This window comes from Acinetobacter sp. 70_2 (assembly GCF_056736115.1).
This window is the reverse complement of the sequence record NZ_JBWZIP010000015.1, coordinates 1907766-1927382: the sequence shown is the minus strand read 5'-3', so window position 1 is coordinate 1927382 and position 19617 is coordinate 1907766. Positions and strand designations below refer to the sequence as shown.

The following is a 19617-nucleotide window of genomic DNA, read 5'->3' as shown; positions in this document are numbered from 1 at the left end:
CTAGATAAGATGAATAATTTTGCAGTTTCTCGTAGCGACTTTAACGAGTGGATGGTTCCAGTTTTTGCACCGGCAAATTTCATTCCTGTACGTGGTGAAGGTTCACGTATTTGGGATCAAGAAAATAAAGAATATATCGATTTTGCAGGCGGGATTGCAGTAAACGCATTAGGTCATGCGCATCCAGTGGCAGTAAATGCATTAACAGAACAAGCAACAAAACTTTGGCATGTAGGTAACGGTTATACCAATGAACCAGTTCTACGCCTTGCTAAACAACTCACTGAAAATACATTTGCAGACAAAGTATTCTTCTGTAACTCAGGTGCAGAAGCGAATGAAGCAGCATTAAAGCTTGCTCGTAAAGTTGGACTCGACAGCGGTGTTGCGGGTAAAAGCGGCATTGTGGCATTTAATAATGCGTTCCATGGCCGTACCTTATTTACCGTTTCAGCAGGTGGTCAGCCAAAATATTCACAAGACTTTGCACCACTTCCAAACGGCATTAGCCATGTTGCTTACAATGATTTAGAAGCTGCAAAAGCGGTAATTAATGAGCAAACATGTGCAGTCATTGTTGAACCGATCCAAGGTGAGGGTGGCGTTATTCCTGCTGACATCGAATTTTTAAAAGGTTTACGTGCACTGTGTGATGAGTTTGGTGCCTTGCTTATTTTTGATGAAGTACAAACTGGTGTAGGCCGTACAGGTTCACTTTATGCTTACATGAACTCAGGTGTTACTCCGGATATTCTTACCACTGCAAAAGCATTAGGCGGTGGTTTCCCAGTTGGTGCAATGTTAACAACTGATAAATTTGCGCCGCATTTTTCAGTGGGTACACATGGTACAACTTATGGTGGTAACCCGTTAGCAAGTGCGGTTGCGGGTGCTGTATTTGAGTTTATTAATACGCCAGAAGTGCTTGAAGGCGTAAAAGAACGTCATGATTACTATAAAAACGCTTTAAATAAATTAAATGAAAAATACGAAGTCTTTAAAACGATTCGTGGCGAAGGCTTACTCCTTGGTTGTGCCTTAAAAGATAAGTTTGCAGGTAAAGCAAAAGATATTAATAACCTTGCGGGTGAGGAAGGTTTACTGAGTTTGATTGCTGGACCAAATGTTGTACGTTTTACGCCGTCTTTAATTATTCCTTTTGCTGATATTGATGAAGGTTTAAAACGCTTCGAACGTGCACTTGCTCGCTTTGTGGAAATTCAAAAGGATGAACAAGCAGCATGATGATTATTCGCTACATTGAACCTAAGGATGTTAATGATCTTTACCTTTTGGCTCAAAAAGCGGGTTTTGGTTTGACATCTTTGCAGCCGAATATGGAAAAGTTAGCTGCCCGTATTGAACGCGCTTGTAAAACAGTAGCAGGCGAATTACCAAAAGCAGATCAGGTTTACTTATTTGTTTTGGAAGATACTGAACTCAACAAAGTCGTGGGTGTTTGCGGTATTGAAGTCGCGCTCGGGTTAAAAGAGCCTTGGTATAACTTCCATGTGGGTACTCAAGTGCATGCGTCAGAACCTTTAAGTGTTTATAACGCTTTACCGACTTTGTACTTGAGTAATGACCATACTAACTGTAGTGAGCTTTGTACGTTATTTTTAGACCCAGACTATCGTTTAAATAAAAATGGCAAGTTTTTATCTAAAGTACGTTTCTTGTTTTTGTCCGCATTTCGTCAATACTTTGAAGAAACGATTGTTGCAGAAATGCGTGGCTATTCCGATGTAAATGGGCAGTCTCCATTTTGGAATGCGGTAGGTCATAAATTTTTTAATATTGAATTTACCAAAGCGGACTATTTAAGCGGAATAGGGCAAAAGGCCTTTATTGCCGAGCTGATGCCGAGACATCCGCTCTATGTCGATATGTTGCCAGACGATGCTAAAGCCGCAATTGGTATGGTTCATCCAAATACACGGCCAGCTTATAATCTTTTGCTTGAAGAAGGGCTTCGCTATAAAGGCTATGTCGATATTTTTGATGGCGGAGCAACACTACAGGCCGATATTGAAAATTTACGTGCTATTAAAGACAGTCAGATTTTAACTGTACAAGTTGAAGAGTCTACTGATTTAACTCTAGGTGATGAACCTTATATTGTTGCTAATGATGATTATGAAAATTATCGGGCAATTGTGGTGTACAGCACACCTTATCAAAATCGAATACAGCTCAGTTTAGAGCAGGCTAAACAGTTGAATGTTCAAAATGGGGCAGAGGTTCGAATATTGAGTATTAATGTTCAACAGGTTTCAAAATCAAAAGCTGTAAATAGATTGGAAAATAATCAATATTTGCAAATGGCGGTTAATTAAGCAGTGAGTTTTTACAACTCACCACATTTTATGAGGAATATTATATTATCCCTGAGTCAAAAAATTGATATGGATATACATCATCTTAATTGAATGAATGGAACTTATTATTTCATTTTAGATACTCAGATGATGAGGTATAACGGGATAATTCTATGGTTTATATTTTATTGTTTTAAATAACTATTTTAAGATTTAAAAATGGAATTTACTAAATTATAAGTGGTTTTAATAATATTGGTAAGATGATTTATTCGGCTTAATCGAAGCTTATATCACTCATATTATTAAAACCTTTATAACGGTTGCTATAAATTGGAGCTAATATTACATGAGTAATAATAAAGGAAAGCAGTTCCTGGAAGGAGACCTCCTAGGCAGTCAGCATATGACTGAGCAAGAGGAGGAAAAGTTGCAACGCTCATTGACCAATCGTCATATTCAAATGATTGCGATTGGCGGTGCAATTGGTACCGGATTATTTATGGGTTCTGGAAAAACATTAAGTGTTTCCGGGACTTCAATTATTTTAACCTATTTAATTATTGGCTTTTTCTTTTTCTTCGTGATGAGAGCAATGGGTGAATTACTGCTTGCCAACACGAACTTTAAAACATTTGCCGATTTCGCAACCGCTTATTTAGGTCCATGGGCAGGTTTTTTTCTGGGTTGGTCGTATTGGTGTAACTGGATTATTACAGCGATTGCCGATGTGATTGTGATTGGAGGGTACATGCAGTTTTGGTATCCCGATTTACCTGTCTGGATTCCGGCATTTACTTCATTGGCAGTCTTAACCATACTCAACTTTGTGGCAGTTCGGCTGTTTGGTGAGCTTGAGTTTTGGTTCTCACTCATCAAAATTACTGCAATTATCCTGTTTATTTTGGCTGGTATTTATTTAATTAGTACGGGCTTTACTTCTCCAAATGGCGTCAAAGCTTCGGTGAGCCATTTGTTTGAAACACAATCTATGTTTCCTTATGGTGTAACAGGTTTCTTAGCGGGCTTCCAAATTGCCATATTTGCATTTGTGGGTATCGAACTGGTGGGTACAACTGCCGCAGAAACAAAAGACCCGCATACCTCACTTCCTAAAGCCATTAATTCTATTCCTTTACGTATTTTATTATTCTACGTAGGCGCATTGGTTTGTATTATTGCAGTTACCTCTTGGGCAAAAATTTCACCAGAAAAAAGTCCATTTGTGGAAATGTTTACCTTAGTTGGCTTACCAATTGCGGCAGGTTTAATTAACTTCGTTGTGGCAACCTCAGCTCTTTCTTCGGCAAATAGTGGAATTTTTGCAACCAGCCGTATGCTATATGGTTTAGCGTTAGACAACGATGCGCCTAAAAGCTTTAGTAAGCTGTCTAAAAGAAAAGTTCCAATTCGAGGACTCGTCTTTTCAATGGCTTGTGTAACGCTTGGAACTTCTATTTTATTTATTGTTCCAAATGTCATGACTGCATTTACGATTATTTCAGCACTCACTTCAATTTTATGTATTTTTACATTTATGTTGATTGTGATGTCATATATTTATTATCGTAAGAAAAGTCCTGAATTACATCTTCAATCAAAATATAAAATGCCGGGTGGTTTATTTATGGCATGGCTGACGATGTTATTTTTAGTTTTTACGATTGTCATTTTAGCTTTAGATCATGATACGCTGATTGCTTTAGAGTTTTCACCAGTATGGTTTATTGGTTTATTCGTTGCCTATAAATATAAAAAGAAAAAGATGTTGCAGCTTGATATTTTAAAAGCGCAAAAGGTTGATTATATTTAAATAAATTTTAGTGGTTTTATTAGAAATTTTATTATTTTAAACCCAATAAAAAAGCCTCATTACGAGGCTTTTCTATACTCTTTATTTAATATTTGGATCGCCCTTTTTCAAGAAAAAGCGAATCGCTAGCTTTTGAAGGAATGTCCCATAAGGAGGGTGGAAAAGCTGCGTCGGGAAGAACCGATGGCGTATAAATACAGTTTTTGCATGTGACAGTTCACGGAAACCTTCTTCACCATGATATGACCCCATGCCTGAGTTGCCGATACCACCGAAAGGAGCATCATGGTTAACTACATGCCAACCCCAATCATTGATGGTCACACCGCCCGAATGAGTTTCACGTAAAATACGATCACGTTCTACCGAGCTATGTGTAAAGCAATAAAGTGCTAAAGGTCGTTCATCCGATTTCACATAGGTAATCGCATCATCTAAAGAATCATAAGCCACCACAGGTAAAATAGGGCCAAAGAGTTCTTCTTTCATAATGCGCATGTCTGGTGTGCAGTTCAGCACAATCTGTACAGGCATTCTGCGACCTTGTTGGTCAAAGCTGTAAGTGTCGCAAGGAATAATGCGGGCACCTTTTTCTTGTGCATCGTTTAAAATATCTTGAATACGTTTTAAATGACGGTCATTTACAATCGATGTGTAATTTTCATTGTTTGTGATGTTTTGACCAAACATTTTTATAAAGCTCGATTTTGCAGCATCTACAAATTCTTCAATACTTTCTTTTGGAACCAATGCATAGTCAGGCGCTACACAGATTTGACCACTATTTGTTGCTTTACCATGCGTAATACGTTTTGCTGCATCGGCAATTGGGTAATTGCGGCTTACAATTGCAGGTGATTTACCACCTAACTCAAGTGTCACAGGTGTTAGATTTTCAGCAGCAGCTCGCATGACGACTTTGCCAATCGCAGGAGAGCCGGTAAATACAATATGGTTAAATGGCAAAGAGGTAAATCTTGCTGGGTCTGTAATTTCTTCACCAAACACGGCCACTTCATCTTCATTAAAGACTTCTGCCAGCATGCGACGTAGCATTGCGTTGGTATTGGGGGTAATTTCAGGCAGCTTAATCATGACTCGGTTGCCCGCAGCCAACGCGGCAATGAGTGGGCCAAGTGCTAAATAAACGGGGAAGTTCCAAGGAACAATCACACCAACCACGCCTTTAGGTTGATATTGCACACTTAAACGGTTTGATAAAAATAAAAGCTCGGTACGGCGTTTACTTGGACGCATCCAGCGGCGTAAATGATGAATCGCATGATCAGCCTCTAACACAGAACCAAGCAAATCTAGTAGTTTAGATTCATCAAGTGATCTAGAACTAAAGTCGGCATTAATCGCAGTAGCTAAAGCATCTTGATAACGAATAATTTGTTTTTTAAGTTGATGCAGTTTTGTGCGGCGTGACTCAAGACTTGGGTAGGGATCTGCCTCAAAATTGGCACGTTGTTTGGAAAAAATAAGTTCCATATGTTCGGTGGCAGAGCCGCTATATTCTTTTAAAGTGGAGCTTTCCATTATTGTTCCTTCCATACTTTTGCTTATCATACTTTATGCTTGAAGCGTCATATGGTCGATGTTAAATTGAGACAACAAGAGGTAGTTTAGTGCCATTATGCACGTCACTCTAGGGATGGTGTGAGTTAAATGCCTAAAAATATTTATAAAAATGCAAATAGTATTATTGAAGGAAATTATGATAATACATCCTTAGGCTCGAATACATATTTGCTGGGTTTGACCAGTTTATTTGATGAAATGGGGTTGCAAGGCCATTCAATATCAAATGTTCTATCTGGCACAAATATTTCGCCAGATACGATGAATCAATCCTCTTTATATATTTCTCAAGTCCAAAAAATTCAGCTATTTCAAAATATTCAAAAGCTATCAAATGATCCACTCATTGGTCTGCGCGCAGGGCAAAAGCAGCGGCTGTCAGATTTTGGGGTGTATGGCTACGCACTATATTCTTCGCGCAATTTTAGACAAGCGGTAGAGCTTGGTATTCGACACATTAAGCTTGCAGGACCTATTTTAAATAAGTCTTTTTATATTCGAGATGACGTTGCCGTTTTTGAAGGGCAGGACATTATTACACTGGGTAAACTTCTGCCTTTGGTGTGCGAGTTTTGGTTTAGTTCCATGCAAACCTTAATTGAACGGGTGCTTGAAGGACCGTTTCAAGCGAAGAAGCTTTTGTTGCCCTATCCAGCGCCTGACTATGCAAAAGAATACGAAAAAGTGTTTCATTGTCCCGTTCAGTTTAATGCTGGAGTGATGCAATGGCACTTTGATTTAAAATGGCTCGATGTACCTTGCCCAAATGCCAACCCGATTACTGCGGATATGTGTAAGTCCTTTTGTGAGCGAATGTTAGGTGCAGCAGTAGCCGAAGAGCCTGAGTTGGTGAAAACAATCCGTTTAATATTATTGGATGGAACGGGGCTTTTTCCGTCGGCTCAAGAAATGGCTGAACGGTTACATATGTCAAAGCGAACCTTACATCGGCGCTTGGCAGGTTTTGATTTAACTTATCAAGAGTTATTAGATGAGACTCGACGCCGACTTGCCGATGAATATTTGCGAGAGACGACTTTAACCGTAGATGAAATTGCCGAAAGAATTGGCTTTTCAGATACTTCTAATTTTAGAAAAGCCTATCGTCACTGGACAGGTATTTCACCAAATGAGTATCGTGAGAAATTAGTTTTATAAATAGTGATGGGTTGAATTGTATGGATAAAAAAGATGGTGATTTAAGTTTTGAAAGTTTTAAAAATATAAATAAGCCAAACTTCTTTGGTGGCATTGAATATATTTACTCAATTTTTAAAATTAAAGAACTACCCGTAGATTTACTTTTTAAGATTCTAAACTTGATTTTTCCTGATTTCCTTATAAATGAAAATCATATTTTTTTAGCGAGTGAGTTTGATCAAGACAAATTTGATAATTTGCAAAAGGTAGAAGAGACAAACAAAGCTCAGTTTTGGATGAATCTCATAGAATTGACGAGCCTACATGACGAGATGACAGCGGAGCAGGCTTTATTAATCGCGCAAAAAATCGTTGATTCTTGGAATGCAAAAATTAAATATGAGGGGTTAAATGCACACGGCAGAGCTAGAGTTTTTGAAGAAATTGAATATGGTGAGATTTTTATAACAATCGATTAGTTTTCAATTGTTATAAAACTAATATTAGAAGGAGTTATATCTGGATCTTAAATCGAGAAAGTAACTTTTTCTGCAAAAATGGATTACAGAGCAAGATGGCAAATAAAATAATAAATATACCGATAATGCTAAAAAGATCCGGTAATTCATGCCAAAAAACAAATCCCCATATTCCTGCAAAAATAATGGCAATGTAATTCATGGGGCCAATTTGTCCTGCTGGCGCTAGGCTATAAGCATAAGACATAAACAGTTGGCTAATATTAGCTAAAAGTCCTGCGGCAATGAGTAGAGCTAGTTCATGCCAAGTGAAAATACGCCAATGCCAGAACATCGGAATAGAGGAAATTAAACTACCAAAAATACAGAAATAAAAAACGATACGCTCAGGTGGCTCTGTACTGGTTAAAGCTCTTACAGTCACAAAAGCCATTGCTGATAAAAAGCATGCACCCAAGCCAATAAAAGACAATGCGTTAAATAGACCTTGGTCGGGTTTGGCGACAAATAAAACCCCAACGAGCCCAATAACAGCAGCAAAAATCATCGATTTGGTAATTTTTTCTTTTAAGAAAAGCCATGCAATCAGTGGAATAAAGATAGGAGATGAATAACTAAAAACCATGGCATTTGATAGTTTTAAGTTCGCAATGGCATAGAAAAAACCATACATTGCAGCAAGACCCACTAGACTTCGCCAAGTGTGCATCCACAATTTATCGGTTTTAATAAAATCTAGCCCCTGTTTAAAGAGCATCGGAATAAAAATAAATAAGCCGACTGCATTTCTAAAAAACACGACGGTCGCGTTGTCTACCGTTTGCGAAGCAAAACGAATGCACACTCCCATAATGGAAAATAATAATGCCGATGTCATAAGACAAAGCAGTGCTTTTCCAAGTTGAGTTGAGGGGAGATTTGGAGCAGTCTGATTTTGCATAGAGAAATGAGTTTTTGGTTTTCGTTGGTATCTTAGCAGTGATGCAGGCATTGGATGAAATATCATTTGATAATGATTCAATAGTGATATTTAGTAAAATAAAAAAGAGAGCCTAGGTCAGCTCTCTTTTAATTTTATAGGGTGTTATTTACAGCTAAAGTTTTCAGCTTTTTCACTATCGCCTTGACCGTTGTAACGGGCAATCAGTGGGTAAGGGCAAAGTGGGCGGGTACGGTCTGGTGCCCAATCTTGCGGAAGTTCAGTATTCACTTGACCACTTGGGTTACCTGCGCCGCGTGCGGTCGCAATGATTTTGTCAGGTGCTTGCCCGTATTCAACCCAGTTGACTAAAGCAGTCAATGCATCAAATTGATCGGTCGCAATGCCATCACGGGTATGGTTCATGCCCGCAACTCTAAAGAAACGTGCAAATTCAGGTGCTGTACCTTTTGCATCATTTTTATAGTGTTGGAGTAGTTGATCGTACCAATTTTGGGTGTCATCTACAGAGAAAACGCCATCTGCTGTGCCTTGTACCACAATCATTTTTCCACCGTGATTACGGAGTTTATCTAGATTGAGTTCATCGGGTGGCATCATGAAAGACATCGAACTTTCTGTGTATACATCATTAGTTGCCGAGAGTTTTAGATAATCAGTATCAAAATTATAGTTAAAGGCGAATTGTCTAGAGTTTTGAACTACCGTTGGATCTGGCGGAACCTGAAAAAGAATACCGACTGCAACAGGGTCACGCGCTGTTCCAACTGAAGATTCGAATTTCCAGCTTGCCCAGTTACTGCCGACTAAACCGGGGTCGAAAGGCTGGGTTGCATAGAGGGCTTGTCCAGCCGAATTTACAGGACCGCGGTAAATGTTGGCTAATACATCAATTTGTTCAGTGCTTAAGCATGTGCTATCTCTTGTGCTTGAGCAAACAGGTACATCTTTGTGAATATCAAATGCAGTACGGCAAGCCTCAACATCTTGAACCAGTCCATCTGCAACACCGTCTAGAGCATCGCATCGATCTAAAATCGCTTTTGCTAATACTTTGCGCTCTGAAAGGGTAAGAGCAGTACTTAAATCATTTTCGTCTGTTGCGACACGACGAAGCTGTTGTGCTGTGTAGAGTTGAGCCGCGGCTGCACGTGGTAGGTGAAAACCCGGTGTGCTTGCTAAAATTCCATCATATTGGTCGCCTAAACGAGTTGCGGCAATCATGGCATGACGCCCACCATTAGATGTACCGCCTGCATAGGAGCGGTCTGGCAATTTACCATATGCGGCTTTAATTAGGTTTTTTGCCATAGGCGTGAGTTTGGTAATTGCACCGTAGCCGTAGTTAATTCTGGCTTGAGGGTCTAAACCAAACATTGGATTTTGTGAAGCATTATGTCCAGCATCGGAAGAAATAACAGCAAAACCATCATGCAGGGCATTGGTGAGTGGACCACCGCTGCCGACCTGACCCGTTGCAGGAACTAGATTACCATCGGTTCCACCATTGCCTTGATAGAGAAAACGGCCGTTCCAGTCAACCGGTAGGCGCATTTCAAAACCAATTTGATAGGTTTGTCCATCAACAGGGCTTACACGTTGGTCCATATAACCTTTGACCAAACAATGAGCGCCAATCGGTTTGTTGGCGACAGTCAAGGTACCTGCTTCTTGAAGGGTAGCTGAGCTAATGACCGTATTGTTGTATTGAAATCCAAGTAAGTCCGTACAGCTTCCTGTCATTTTTACACCCACAGCAGGAGACAACTGCGGTGGTTTGGTTGTTGAGGGAATCGTTGTTTCATCATTATCACTTCCACAGCCTGCCAACGAACCAAGCATGGCAAGTACTAAAGCGGAGTGGGTCAAAATTCGTTTATTGTTGGTGTAATTCATTTATTCATATCCTTATTGAATGAATGTTTGCAATTAATCTAAAACCAAAAAATTAGCTATGCTTCGTGCAATCATTTTGTTGTTTTGCCAAGCTTCACTTTCGAGATTCAGTACAGTTTTGCCTTGTTTAATGAATCGGCATTTTGTAATGACTTCGCCCACAGCGCAGGGTCTTAAAAAATCCATCGTTAAATTGATGGTGGTGGCGGGCTTACTGTCATTTGCAAGAAATGCAAAAAGCCCCATCACATCGTCGAGCATGGCGCAGATCATGCCACCTTCAACGGTACCGCGTGGATTGGTAAAGCTTTTTAGCGCCGTGTAGTGGATGGTGAGTTCAGTGTTTTTGTCATTCCAATGAATATTGTGTCCACCCAAATGGTGATGAATGGGGGGTAAGTGTTCTAAAATTTTTTGATCCATAGTTAAGGGTCCATCCTTTTTGTTGGTGTTATAAAAATTATTATTTCAGGGTATAGGCATCATAAATAACCGCTTTGCCCAAACGCATTGCACTACCTACCGCAACGGTCTGGTTAAGCCATGAGTATTTAGGTGAGCTGGTTTCAAACTGCATGGTAATTTTGAAATAGTAATTTTTCGGGTCGACATCTTTGCCTTGAGCAAGCTGTTTTAGTGTTTCTGCCGAGCCATGTCGGTAACCTTTGGTTTGAAGATAAATGAGTGCACCGTCATCGGTTTCTAACAAATATCGCGTATCAATAATTGCTAGTCCTTTGCTGTCGACAATCTGCCAATCTGCGCCATTATTTAAAATGCGGCCTTTAAGCGATTTCCCTTCAAATGTTCCACCTGTAATAGGAATAATTCGGCGTTTACCTGCGTCACTAGTTGTGCCTAATTCCCAAACAGGCGCATTTAAATCCACACTAAATTTTGCTAAAAGCTCTAGCTGAATGGGCGGTGGGCTATATTGAGTTTCGGCATGAGTCAGGGCAATCAGACTCATTCCGCAGAGTAGCGTTACAACTTTCTTCATGATGGATTTCCCGAAATAAACAAGAGGTTCTATTCGAGACAGAACCTCTTGTTTTGAATTATTTAAATTTCCATGTGTAATCAATGTTGATACGGGTTTCGTTTACAGGTTTGATGTTTGCAGTGGAGAGCATGTTGTTGTCATACATTGCATAGCGCGCGCGTAGCCCGAGATTTTTTAACCAGCCACTTTGAACGGTGTAGCCTAAATCAAAGTCGGTTTCGCGTTCTTTTAGATTGGTGCCACCTAAGTTGGGTGCATAAATATTGTGACCTGTGGTGTAACGGGTCATGAAACGTAAACCTGGAACATAATCTTTAAAGTCATATTCATAGCGGAAGCTATAGGCTTTTTCTTTTGGATTTAAAAACTCGCCCGGCCATGTATCAATGAGTAGGCCAGTTTCACCTCCAGTCAAATACGGAAATGCGGTGTCGCCGTGATGTTGGAAGGTTCCAAAAATAAATTTATGGTTTTGATGTTTGAGTTCGAAATGCGCATGATAAAGATCATTATCGACTAAGCCTGCTTTTGCTTGTCCGTCATCTCGGCTGCGGTAGTAACGTAATTGTGAGCTAAAGTTAGTGGTGTCATTAATTTTATGTTGGTGTAAGGCACCCACCATGGTTTGGTTATAAAGATCATCGACATCCATATAAAAAGCGGTGAGCTTGAGTGCGGGATTAAACTGATAGTTTCCACCTAAATAATAGAGTCCATCCGTTTCAGCACTTTTAAAGCGTCCATTTACGCCTGAAATTTTAATTTTTTCATAGTTGGTCGAATCACGATGATTCACTTTATCGAGGTAGGCTGCCTGTAAATCAAAATCTTTAATATCTTTACTGGTCAGTGAAATTCCTCGATAGGTTTGAGGAAGCAAACGAGCAGGTGAAGCTACTAAAACTGGGTTCATCGGCATTAGCGTACCAATACGTAGCTCAGTCTGGCTCATTTTCGCTTTTGCTGTGACCCCAATTTCGCCATAAGAGTCAGCAGGTTCATTGGTGCGAGTGTCTCTAGGTAAGTTTCCTGTACCGCCATGCTCTGCGTCGGCATCAAGTTTAAAACCCGCCGTTGCAAGCACATCCAGCCCAAATCCGACAGTCCCTTCGGTATAACCTGAATTGGCTTTGAGAATAAAACCTTGTGTCCAGTCCTTGGCAGCAGGGTAAGCAGATTGCTCTTGATAGTCGCGGTCAAAATAGAAATTTCGTGTGGTGAGTTCTACTGAGCTATTATCAATAAAATTGCCAGCCCACACTGAACCAGAGAGCATAAGGGTAGAGTACATCCATAATTTCGACATAGCATTTCTTCCTGAAATAACATTTTTTTGTTTTAAACAAGGCATAGTTGTTGTGTCTGCCTTGTTTGGTTTTAAATCGAATTATTTTCCGAGCAGTTCTCGGGCCACGATTTCTTTCATAATTTCATTGGTTCCCCCATAAATTTTTTGTACTCGTGCATCGACAAAAAAGCGTGAAATCGGGTATTCCTGCATGTAACCGTAGCCACCAAAAAGCTGAAGTAATTGATCAATCGCTTCGCATTGAATGTCGGTAATAAAGCATTTCAATGCAGCAACTTGAGTGACGCTTAACAGGTGTTGTTGATACAGCGCTGCACATTGATCTACAAAGGCTTGTGCGGCTTTTGCTTTGATTTGAGCGTTTGCGAGCACAAAGCGTGTGTTTTGCATTCGACTTAACGGTTGTCCGAAAGCTTTACGCTCTAATACATAGTCTTTGGTCAGTTCGATGGCGCCTAAAATTGACCCCAAAGCCATCATGGAAATGCTTAAACGTTCCCGAGGTAACTCTTGCATTAAATAAGCAAAGCCTTGTCCTTCTTCACCTAAACGCTGAGTTGCAGGCACACAGACATCATCAAAAAATATTTCGGCTGTATCTTGGGCATGGAGTCCGATTTTTTGCAAAGACCGGCCTTTTTTAACGCCGTCTAACGCAGTATCAACTAGAAAAATCGAAATGCCTTTTGCTTTAGCTTGCGGATCGGTTTTCGCCACCAGAACAATCAGGTCGGCATGCAAACCATTTGAAATAAACGTTTTTGAACCATTAATACGGTAGTGGCCATTTTCTAAAATGGCTTGAGTGCGTATGGCTTGTAAGTCTGAACCAGCATTGGCCTCTGTCATAGCAATTGCAGTGACGACTTCACCTGTCACCATTTTGGGTAGCCAATAACGTTTTTGCTCTTCAGTTCCAATATTTTGCAGATAAGGTGAGACCAACTCATTTTGCCCACCAATGGCAACCGCTAAAGATGCAAAACCAGCTTGAGCAGTTTCTTGAACCAACATGAGTGAGTAGTGCACAGGAGCGCCATAGCCGCCATATTCTTCGGGTACATCGACGCACAAAAAGCCATTTTCCCCAAGACGAAGCCATAGGTCACGTGGGATGAGGCCATCGTATTCCCATTGTTCATAATACGGAGCAACCTGTTCTTTTAAGAATCTGCGATAGCTGTCCCGAAATAGTTCAAATTCTGTATCGTGTGGCATGTTGAACCTTTTTTTAGGCAAAAGTGAGGCTATAGCCCAAACCGAAGTTTGAGCTTCCTTTTCTATTTCAATTGCTTATTGCTTTAAGGTAGGCACCCGAATAATCAGCGGGTTATCATTCTGCTTTTGATAAAGCTCATCAATTAAAGCTGCACGACGCTTGGTAATATTGCTTTGATTGAGGTTGCCTTTATCAGTCACTTCACCTGCATCGAGTTGAGGTGGCTCGGTCATTAAATAAAGCATTGAGACTGTATTTGAGCTACCAGTCGCATCTTTATTAAAAGTGGTTAAAAATTGGCGGAACCATTGCTGGACTTTAGGATGCTGTAGTATCTCTGCTGGAGAATGTTCGCCCAGCTTAAGGCCAGCTTGTTGAGCACAAGCATCTAGTTTTGGAAAAATCAAAAAGCCAACCGCATTTAGGTTTGAACCTGTAATGCAGACATCTTGAACCAGTAAATTACCTTGAATGAGCACTTTATTGCGTAGTGTGCCCACATTCACAAAAGTGCCTGTATTGAGTTTAAAGTCTTCGGCAATTCGTCCATCATACATCAAGCCTTTGGTCGGATCATTGATATCGACTAAACGAACAGCATCGCCCGTATGGAAAAAGCCTTCATCGTCAAACACAGTGCTTTGTTGGTCTGCCTTTAAACGCCAATAACCTTTCATGACATGTTTGCCACGAACACAAAACTCTAGTTTGTCACCACATGGCACTAGCTTAATTTCGCATCCCGGAGCAGGGTAGCCAATAAAGCCAGCCATTACGCGTGGACCAGTGGTAAAAGCACAAGAGGGAGCAGTTTCGGTCATACCCAAGCCGCTCATGATGCGAATTTTTTCTCCGCAATGTTGCTGAGCAATTTTATCAAGTCTGTTCCAGCCCGCTTCTGAAAGCGCGGCACCTGCAAAGAATAGAATTTTAACTTTGGCAAAAAAGCGGTCTCTTAATTCTTCATCTTTTTCTAACGCTTCGGTGAGTTCTTCCCAACCTTTTGGCACATTTAAATAAACGGTTGGAGAAATTTCTTTCAGATTACGAATGGTTTCATCAAATTTTCCTGCAACGGGTTTGCCATCATCAATGTAAATGGTACCGCCGTTATAGAGCGCAATACCGACATTGTGACTGCCGCCAAAGGTGTGGTGCCAAGACAGCCAGTCGAGTAGGACAGGTGGCGTTTCTTCAAACTCAGGGAAAGTTTGTAATAACATTTGCTGATTAACACACAACATTAAATGCGTGGTCGGCACAGCTTTAGGAAGTTTGGTTGAACCTGACGTAAATAAGAACTTGGCAATCTGGTTTTCATCAAGGGTTTGATAAAACTCTTGAACATTTGAAACAGGCGTATCTAATAGTGACTGAAAAGATGTGCAGATCTGATCACCCACGATCCCTTTATTGGTCACCACTTCAATGTCAGGTGTAATACATGCCTGAATCGCTTTGGCAAAAGCTTGTCCATCGCTGGCATAGACTATGCCTGGGGTAAGTACTTCAAACACATGTTTGAGTTTCCCAAAGTCTTGAGAAATAAGAGAGTAGGCAGGGGAAATAGCAGAGAAAGGCACACCCGCCAGCATGGCAGCCATAGACAGTGTTAAATGTTCGAGATCATTACCACTTAAAATGACCAGAGGTCTTTCTTGGCTTAACTTACGTTCATGTAAAGCCTGAGCAATGTGCCATGCACGTTGTAAAACTTCTGCATAACTCAGTTTGACCCATTCACCTTGAGCATTGCGTTTTGCTGCAAAAATATGGTCTGGTTTGATTTGTGCAAAATGAATTAACCGATCTGTCAGTTTTTGTGGATACGGTTTTAATTGCTCTTTTGGGCTGATATAGAGCGTGTCATCTTTATGGTGATAATGAATATCATGTTGCCCTAATTTTACGAACCGTTCGCGGTCTTGTGATTGAGTGGCATTCATTTGCATTTCTTTCACTCCATGGGAAGCGCATCACTGCGCTTTATTTTTTGCATCATGCAATTTTTATTTAATATGTTGTTTTCCGCATTACCCTGACTAAATCGGGTAATGACGTGATTGGGTTTGAATGGTAATCCAGCGTAGTTCGGTAAATTCGGCAACAGAGACTTTACTACCAAAACGTCCGTAACCACTCGATTTTGTTCCGCCAAATGGCATTTGAGCTTCGTCATGTACGGTTGCGCCGTTAATATGACAAATACCCGAATCAATCTGTTGAGCGACTTCCAGTGCTTGCGAAATATTTTGGCTAAACACTGCCGAAGACAGACCAAACTCGCTGTCATTTGCCAGTGCTACGCCTTCTTCAATGCTTGAAAAACGTTGGACTGTGCATACAGGTCCAAATGATTCTTCGCGGTAAAGCAGCATGTCAGGTTTAATATTGAGCACCAGCGTCGGTTGCATGGTGGTATCTTCAATATGGATACCTAAAGGTAAATCGGCACCTTTGTTTTGAGCATCTTCCAGCAAATGCTGAATACGGTTTGCAGCACGGCGACTTTCCAAAACACCCAATACATTGTCTTTTGAAGTTGGATTACCTGCTTGAATAGAGCGGGTTTTCTCAATCAGTTTTTCAATAAACTGGTCAGCAATATTGTCTTGAACCAAAACACGTTCGGTCGACATACAAATTTGCCCCTGATTAAAGAATGCTCCAAAAGCGACTGCATTTACGGCTTCATTAATGTCAGCTTCATTTAAAACCACGACAGGGGCTTTACCACCCAATTCAAGTAAAACAGGTTTTAAATACTTAGCAGCAGTCTCGGCAATAATTTTTCCGACTTTGGTTGAACCCGTAAAATTAATGCGCTTCACAGCTGGATGAGACACTAAACGTTCCACGATTTGTGGTGCATCTTCGGCAGCGTGCGTAATTACATTTACAACACCTTCACCAAGCCCCGCTTCATGTAACACTTCACCAATGAGACGATGTGTTGCTGGACAAGCTTCTGAGGCTTTTAACACTACCGTGTTACCACAAGCCAAAGGCATGGCAAGCGCACGTGTTGCCAAAATGACAGGCGCATTCCAAGGAGCAATCCCTACAATCACACCACAAGGAACTCGCACACCCATTGCAAGATTACCCGGTACATCTGAAGGAATTAAGCTTCCGTCAATTTGTGTGGTCATGGCCGCGGCTTCACGTAACATGTTTGCAGCAAGGTGAACGTTAAACCCATACCATGTTGCAGTTGAACCGGTTTCTTGCATTCCAGTTTCAATGAATTGCTCGGTTTTTTGGTCCATTAAATCGGCTGCTTTTAATAAGCGTAAGCGACGTTCGGTAGGTGAGAGTTTCGACCATACTTTAAAAGCTTGTTGTGCCGAATCGATGGCACGGTCAACATCTTCCAATGTTGCTGCAGCAGCTTTACTTGCCACCGATCCATCAATGGGGCTAATACGCTCAAAAGTTGCCTGATTTGATGCATCAACAGATTGACCGTGAATAAGTAACTGTACATTTTGCATGGGTTGTGTCCTTACTTTGCCATTAGAGAATCAAAAGTTAACCAGTACGTTTATAGCTCTGTAAACCCGGTTTAATTGATTTTTCATCTAAAAATTGTTTCAAACCTTCTTGGCGACCATTTTCCGTATCGCGGTGGATACATTGATCAAGCTTGGCATATAAGTAGTCTTCGTTTTGATCCCAGGTGAGTTCACGACAACGCTTAAATCCATTTTTAGCTGTACGAAGAACCACAGGGTTTTTCTCAAGTAGACAGTTTGCAAGCTCAGTCACTTCTGCTTTTAATTGTTCAAGCGGTACGCTTTTATTTACAAGGCCCATCTTTTCAGCTTCTTTACCACTAAAGGTTTTACCCGTCATGATGTAATATAAAGATGCTCGATGACCTACGGTATCAGCCATTGCTTTACTTACAAGGTTGCCCGGTGGGATACCCCAGTTAATTTCAGATAAACCGAAAGTTGCTTCATCTGCTGCAATTGCGAGATCACAAGCCACTAAAGGTGAGAAACCGCCTCCAAAGCACCAGCCGTTGACCATAGCAATGGTTGGTTTTGAATACATGCGAAGAAGTTGCCACTGCCAGCGACATGAGTCACGGCGAATACGTTCTTGGAAAATTTCAGGCTGAGTGTCGACTTCACGGAAATATTCTTTCAAATCCATACCCGCTGTCCAAGAGTCACCAGCACCCGTCAAAACTAAAACACGCGCATCTTGATCAAGCTCAAGCGTTTCGAGCACATCAATCATTTCGCGATTGAGTGTTGGGCTCATGGCATTTTTCTTTTCCGGACGGTTTAGGGTGACCCATGCAATTCCATCTTCAACTTTAACATCTACTGTTTCCCAGCGGTTTTCATAACTCATCTTCATACTCCTTGAATGATTTTTTGCTGTTCTGGGATTTAATCTAATATCAGTTAAACTTACATTCAAGTCTTTTTTATAAAATTTCATAAATATTTTTTAATTCATTGTATTTTAAATATTAATTATTTTTTAAATTAATTTAATATAAAAATATGTTGATTTTTTAGTAAGTTTAACTGATATTTTTGGTGTGTTAAACAATAATACACAAAGGGCTAAATGGAACGACTAGTCAATAAAGGACAACACAATGGAAAAAATATTAGGACAGCCTTCAAGGGCAAAAATCACGTTGCTACTGTGCTTTGCCATAGCAATTTTTGAAGGTTTTGATCTTCAATCAATGGGGGTAGCCGCTCCACGAATGCGGGCTGAGTTTATGTTAGACAATGCCCAGATGGCGTGGGCATTTAGTGCTGCAATTTTAGGAACGCTACCAGGTGCGATATTAGGCGGCAGATTTGCCGATATTGTCGGGCGTAAGAAAATTCTGATTTTTAGTATTTTACTTTTTGGAATTATGTCTTTGCTAACGGCTTATGCTGCTAACTTCAGTTTGCTATTACTCATTCGTTTTTGTACAGGTTTAGGAATGGGTGGGGCATTACCAATGATGATTACACTTGCCTCTGAAGCTGTACCTGACCAACACAAAGGCACCGCAGTGAGCATTATGTATAGCGGTATTCCTTTTGGCGGATTACTCACTTCTGTTGTTGCTATGTCGTTGGCAGGCGATGCAGAGTGGCGTCATATTTTCTATATTGGTGGGATTGCGCCTATTTTACTCATTCCACTGATTATGCGCTTTTTACCTGAGTCAAATGACTATTTACAACGTAAAGTTCAAGCGCAAAAAACGACACCATTTTTGGAAGTTTTATTTGCCAAAGAACGTCGGATGTCGACGATTCAGCTTTGGATAAGTTTTTTCTGTACATTAGTGGTGCTCTACTTCTTATTGAACTGGTTGCCGTTACTGATGGGCGCGCAAGGCTTATCGAAACTTCAGGCAAACTATGTGCAAATGGGTTACAACGTTGGCGGAATTTTAGGCTCGGTTCTGATGGGCGTATTGCTTGATAAATTACGCATGAGCTTTGTGATTAAGCTGATTTATCTCGGCATTTTATTCTCACTATGCTGTTTAGCAATTTCTCCGACCGTGGCTTTACTTGCACTTTCGGCAGTGGGTTGTGGCTTATTCATTGTGGGCGGACAATCGGCATTATACGGTCTGGCTGCCATGTATTATCCAACCGAAATGCGTGGAACTGGTGTAGGTTCAGCAGTTGCAATTGGCCGTATTGGTTCTTTTGCAGGGCCTTTAATGGCGGGATTTTTACTCTCGCTTGGACAAAGCTCGACCATTGTAATTGGTTCAAGCATTCCAGTGATTTTAATTGCAGCAATCTCTGCATTACTTCTTGTCAAAAAACCTAAACAGCCTGTACATTTAGTACAAAGCTCAGGTGCTCGCTAAGTTTTAACGAAAGTATGAGGATCTCCCTCATACTTTCACTACAGATTTTCTTATGATGAATGAAA

At 40.7% G+C, this 19617-nt stretch carries 16 protein-coding genes; 6 read left to right on the top strand and 10 right to left on the bottom strand.

Annotated elements, in window-relative coordinates; translation table 11 throughout:
• The first annotated feature begins 9 nt into the window (after nucleotides 1-9).
• The 3 genes from AC1PJ9_RS18115 (at nucleotide 10) to AC1PJ9_RS18105 (ending at nucleotide 4131) form a co-directional block, all read left to right on the top strand.
• Complete coding sequence (locus AC1PJ9_RS18115) at nucleotides 10-1245, top strand: aspartate aminotransferase family protein (protein ID WP_311088006.1); 1236 nt, start codon at nucleotides 10-12, stop codon at nucleotides 1243-1245.
• Nucleotides 1242-2336: an arginine N-succinyltransferase gene (gene astA / locus AC1PJ9_RS18110; RefSeq protein WP_311088005.1), complete on the top strand. Its 1095-nt coding sequence runs from the start codon at nucleotides 1242-1244 to the stop codon at nucleotides 2334-2336. Before AC1PJ9_RS18115 ends, astA begins: the two co-directional genes overlap by 4 nt.
• Before the next feature lie 331 nt (nucleotides 2337-2667).
• Nucleotides 2668-4131 carry an amino acid permease gene (locus tag AC1PJ9_RS18105; RefSeq protein WP_311088004.1) on the top strand — a complete coding sequence of 488 codons (1464 nt, stop codon included), beginning with the start codon at nucleotides 2668-2670 and terminating at the stop codon, nucleotides 4129-4131.
• Between the two features lie 81 nt (nucleotides 4132-4212).
• Here the strand turns inward: AC1PJ9_RS18105 and AC1PJ9_RS18100 are convergent, their stop codons facing one another.
• Nucleotides 4213-5673 carry a coniferyl aldehyde dehydrogenase gene (locus AC1PJ9_RS18100; protein ID WP_311088003.1) on the bottom strand — a complete coding sequence of 487 codons (1461 nt, stop codon included), beginning with the start codon at nucleotides 5671-5673 and terminating at the stop codon, nucleotides 4213-4215.
• A 129-nt stretch (nucleotides 5674-5802) separates the two neighbouring features.
• On the opposite strand from AC1PJ9_RS18100, the gene AC1PJ9_RS18095 reads away from it, so the two are divergent.
• Both AC1PJ9_RS18095 and AC1PJ9_RS18090 read left to right on the top strand, forming a co-directional pair.
• The gene (locus AC1PJ9_RS18095; RefSeq protein WP_311088002.1) at nucleotides 5803-6873 is read left to right on the top strand and encodes an AraC family transcriptional regulator; all 1071 of its coding nucleotides are present in this window, start codon (nucleotides 5803-5805) and stop codon (nucleotides 6871-6873) included.
• Between the two features lie 20 nt (nucleotides 6874-6893).
• Entirely contained in the window at nucleotides 6894-7334 is a 441-nt protein-coding gene (locus AC1PJ9_RS18090; RefSeq protein ID WP_198306782.1) for a hypothetical protein, read from the top strand.
• Nucleotides 7335-7368: 34 nt separating this feature from the next.
• Here the strand turns inward: AC1PJ9_RS18090 and AC1PJ9_RS18085 are convergent, their stop codons facing one another.
• From AC1PJ9_RS18085 to AC1PJ9_RS18045, 9 genes are all read right to left on the bottom strand, one after another.
• On the bottom strand, nucleotides 7369-8274 hold the full coding sequence (locus AC1PJ9_RS18085; RefSeq protein ID WP_311088078.1) for a DMT family transporter: 906 nt from the start codon (nucleotides 8272-8274) through the stop codon (nucleotides 7369-7371).
• Nucleotides 8275-8418: 144 nt separating this feature from the next.
• Nucleotides 8419-10170, bottom strand: coding sequence for a tannase/feruloyl esterase family alpha/beta hydrolase (locus AC1PJ9_RS18080; protein ID WP_311088001.1), 1752 nt, complete (start codon nucleotides 10168-10170; stop codon nucleotides 8419-8421).
• Between the two features lie 33 nt (nucleotides 10171-10203).
• Nucleotides 10204-10593 carry a PaaI family thioesterase gene (locus AC1PJ9_RS18075; RefSeq protein ID WP_311088000.1) on the bottom strand — a complete coding sequence of 130 codons (390 nt, stop codon included), beginning with the start codon at nucleotides 10591-10593 and terminating at the stop codon, nucleotides 10204-10206.
• Between the two features lie 40 nt (nucleotides 10594-10633).
• On the bottom strand, nucleotides 10634-11170 hold the full coding sequence (locus AC1PJ9_RS18070; protein WP_311087999.1) for a DUF3237 domain-containing protein: 537 nt from the start codon (nucleotides 11168-11170) through the stop codon (nucleotides 10634-10636).
• Between the two features lie 58 nt (nucleotides 11171-11228).
• Complete coding sequence (locus AC1PJ9_RS18065; protein ID WP_311087998.1) at nucleotides 11229-12479, bottom strand: OprD family porin; 1251 nt, start codon at nucleotides 12477-12479, stop codon at nucleotides 11229-11231.
• An 81-nt stretch (nucleotides 12480-12560) separates the two neighbouring features.
• Nucleotides 12561-13700, bottom strand: coding sequence for an acyl-CoA dehydrogenase family protein (locus AC1PJ9_RS18060; protein ID WP_311087997.1), 1140 nt, complete (start codon nucleotides 13698-13700; stop codon nucleotides 12561-12563).
• 75 nt (nucleotides 13701-13775) lie between these two features.
• Entirely contained in the window at nucleotides 13776-15662 is a 1887-nt protein-coding gene (locus AC1PJ9_RS18055; RefSeq protein ID WP_311087996.1) for a feruloyl-CoA synthase, read from the bottom strand.
• 81 nt (nucleotides 15663-15743) lie between these two features.
• A complete protein-coding gene (locus AC1PJ9_RS18050; RefSeq protein WP_311087995.1) occupies nucleotides 15744-17195 on the bottom strand; it encodes an aldehyde dehydrogenase in 1452 nt (483 codons plus the stop codon).
• 37 nt (nucleotides 17196-17232) lie between these two features.
• Nucleotides 17233-18072 carry a p-hydroxycinnamoyl CoA hydratase/lyase gene (locus tag AC1PJ9_RS18045; protein WP_171297237.1) on the bottom strand — a complete coding sequence of 280 codons (840 nt, stop codon included), beginning with the start codon at nucleotides 18070-18072 and terminating at the stop codon, nucleotides 17233-17235.
• Nucleotides 18073-18319: 247 nt separating this feature from the next.
• On the opposite strand from AC1PJ9_RS18045, the gene mhpT reads away from it, so the two are divergent.
• Nucleotides 18320-19552: a 3-(3-hydroxy-phenyl)propionate transporter MhpT gene (gene mhpT, locus AC1PJ9_RS18040; RefSeq protein ID WP_049065835.1), complete on the top strand. Its 1233-nt coding sequence runs from the start codon at nucleotides 18320-18322 to the stop codon at nucleotides 19550-19552.
• Nucleotides 19553-19617 lie beyond the last annotated feature (65 nt).

Bases quoted from the DNA above. Each gene is read 5' to 3' on its own strand.
- AC1PJ9_RS18115 (WP_311088006.1), top strand. From the start codon at position 10: ATGAATAATTTTGCAGTTTCTCGTAGCGACTTTAACGAGTGGATGGTT.
- AC1PJ9_RS18060 (WP_311087997.1), bottom strand. From the start codon at position 13,700: ATGCCACACGATACAGAATTTGAACTATTTCGGGACAGCTATCGCAGA.
- AC1PJ9_RS18075 (WP_311088000.1), bottom strand. From the start codon at position 10,593: ATGGATCAAAAAATTTTAGAACACTTACCCCCCATTCATCACCATTTG.
- AC1PJ9_RS18105 (WP_311088004.1), top strand. From the start codon at position 2,668: ATGAGTAATAATAAAGGAAAGCAGTTCCTGGAAGGAGACCTCCTAGGC.
- mhpT (WP_049065835.1), top strand. From the start codon at position 18,320: ATGGAAAAAATATTAGGACAGCCTTCAAGGGCAAAAATCACGTTGCTA.
- AC1PJ9_RS18070 (WP_311087999.1), bottom strand. From the start codon at position 11,170: ATGAAGAAAGTTGTAACGCTACTCTGCGGAATGAGTCTGATTGCCCTG.
- AC1PJ9_RS18065 (WP_311087998.1), bottom strand. From the start codon at position 12,479: ATGTCGAAATTATGGATGTACTCTACCCTTATGCTCTCTGGTTCAGTG.
- AC1PJ9_RS18085 (WP_311088078.1), bottom strand. From the start codon at position 8,274: ATGCAAAATCAGACTGCTCCAAATCTCCCCTCAACTCAACTTGGAAAA.
- AC1PJ9_RS18095 (WP_311088002.1), top strand. From the start codon at position 5,803: ATGCCTAAAAATATTTATAAAAATGCAAATAGTATTATTGAAGGAAAT.
- astA (WP_311088005.1), top strand. From the start codon at position 1,242: ATGATGATTATTCGCTACATTGAACCTAAGGATGTTAATGATCTTTAC.
- AC1PJ9_RS18050 (WP_311087995.1), bottom strand. From the start codon at position 17,195: ATGCAAAATGTACAGTTACTTATTCACGGTCAATCTGTTGATGCATCA.
- AC1PJ9_RS18090 (WP_198306782.1), top strand. From the start codon at position 6,894: ATGGATAAAAAAGATGGTGATTTAAGTTTTGAAAGTTTTAAAAATATA.
- AC1PJ9_RS18080 (WP_311088001.1), bottom strand. From the start codon at position 10,170: ATGAATTACACCAACAATAAACGAATTTTGACCCACTCCGCTTTAGTA.
- AC1PJ9_RS18045 (WP_171297237.1), bottom strand. From the start codon at position 18,072: ATGAAGATGAGTTATGAAAACCGCTGGGAAACAGTAGATGTTAAAGTT.
- AC1PJ9_RS18100 (WP_311088003.1), bottom strand. From the start codon at position 5,673: ATGGAAAGCTCCACTTTAAAAGAATATAGCGGCTCTGCCACCGAACAT.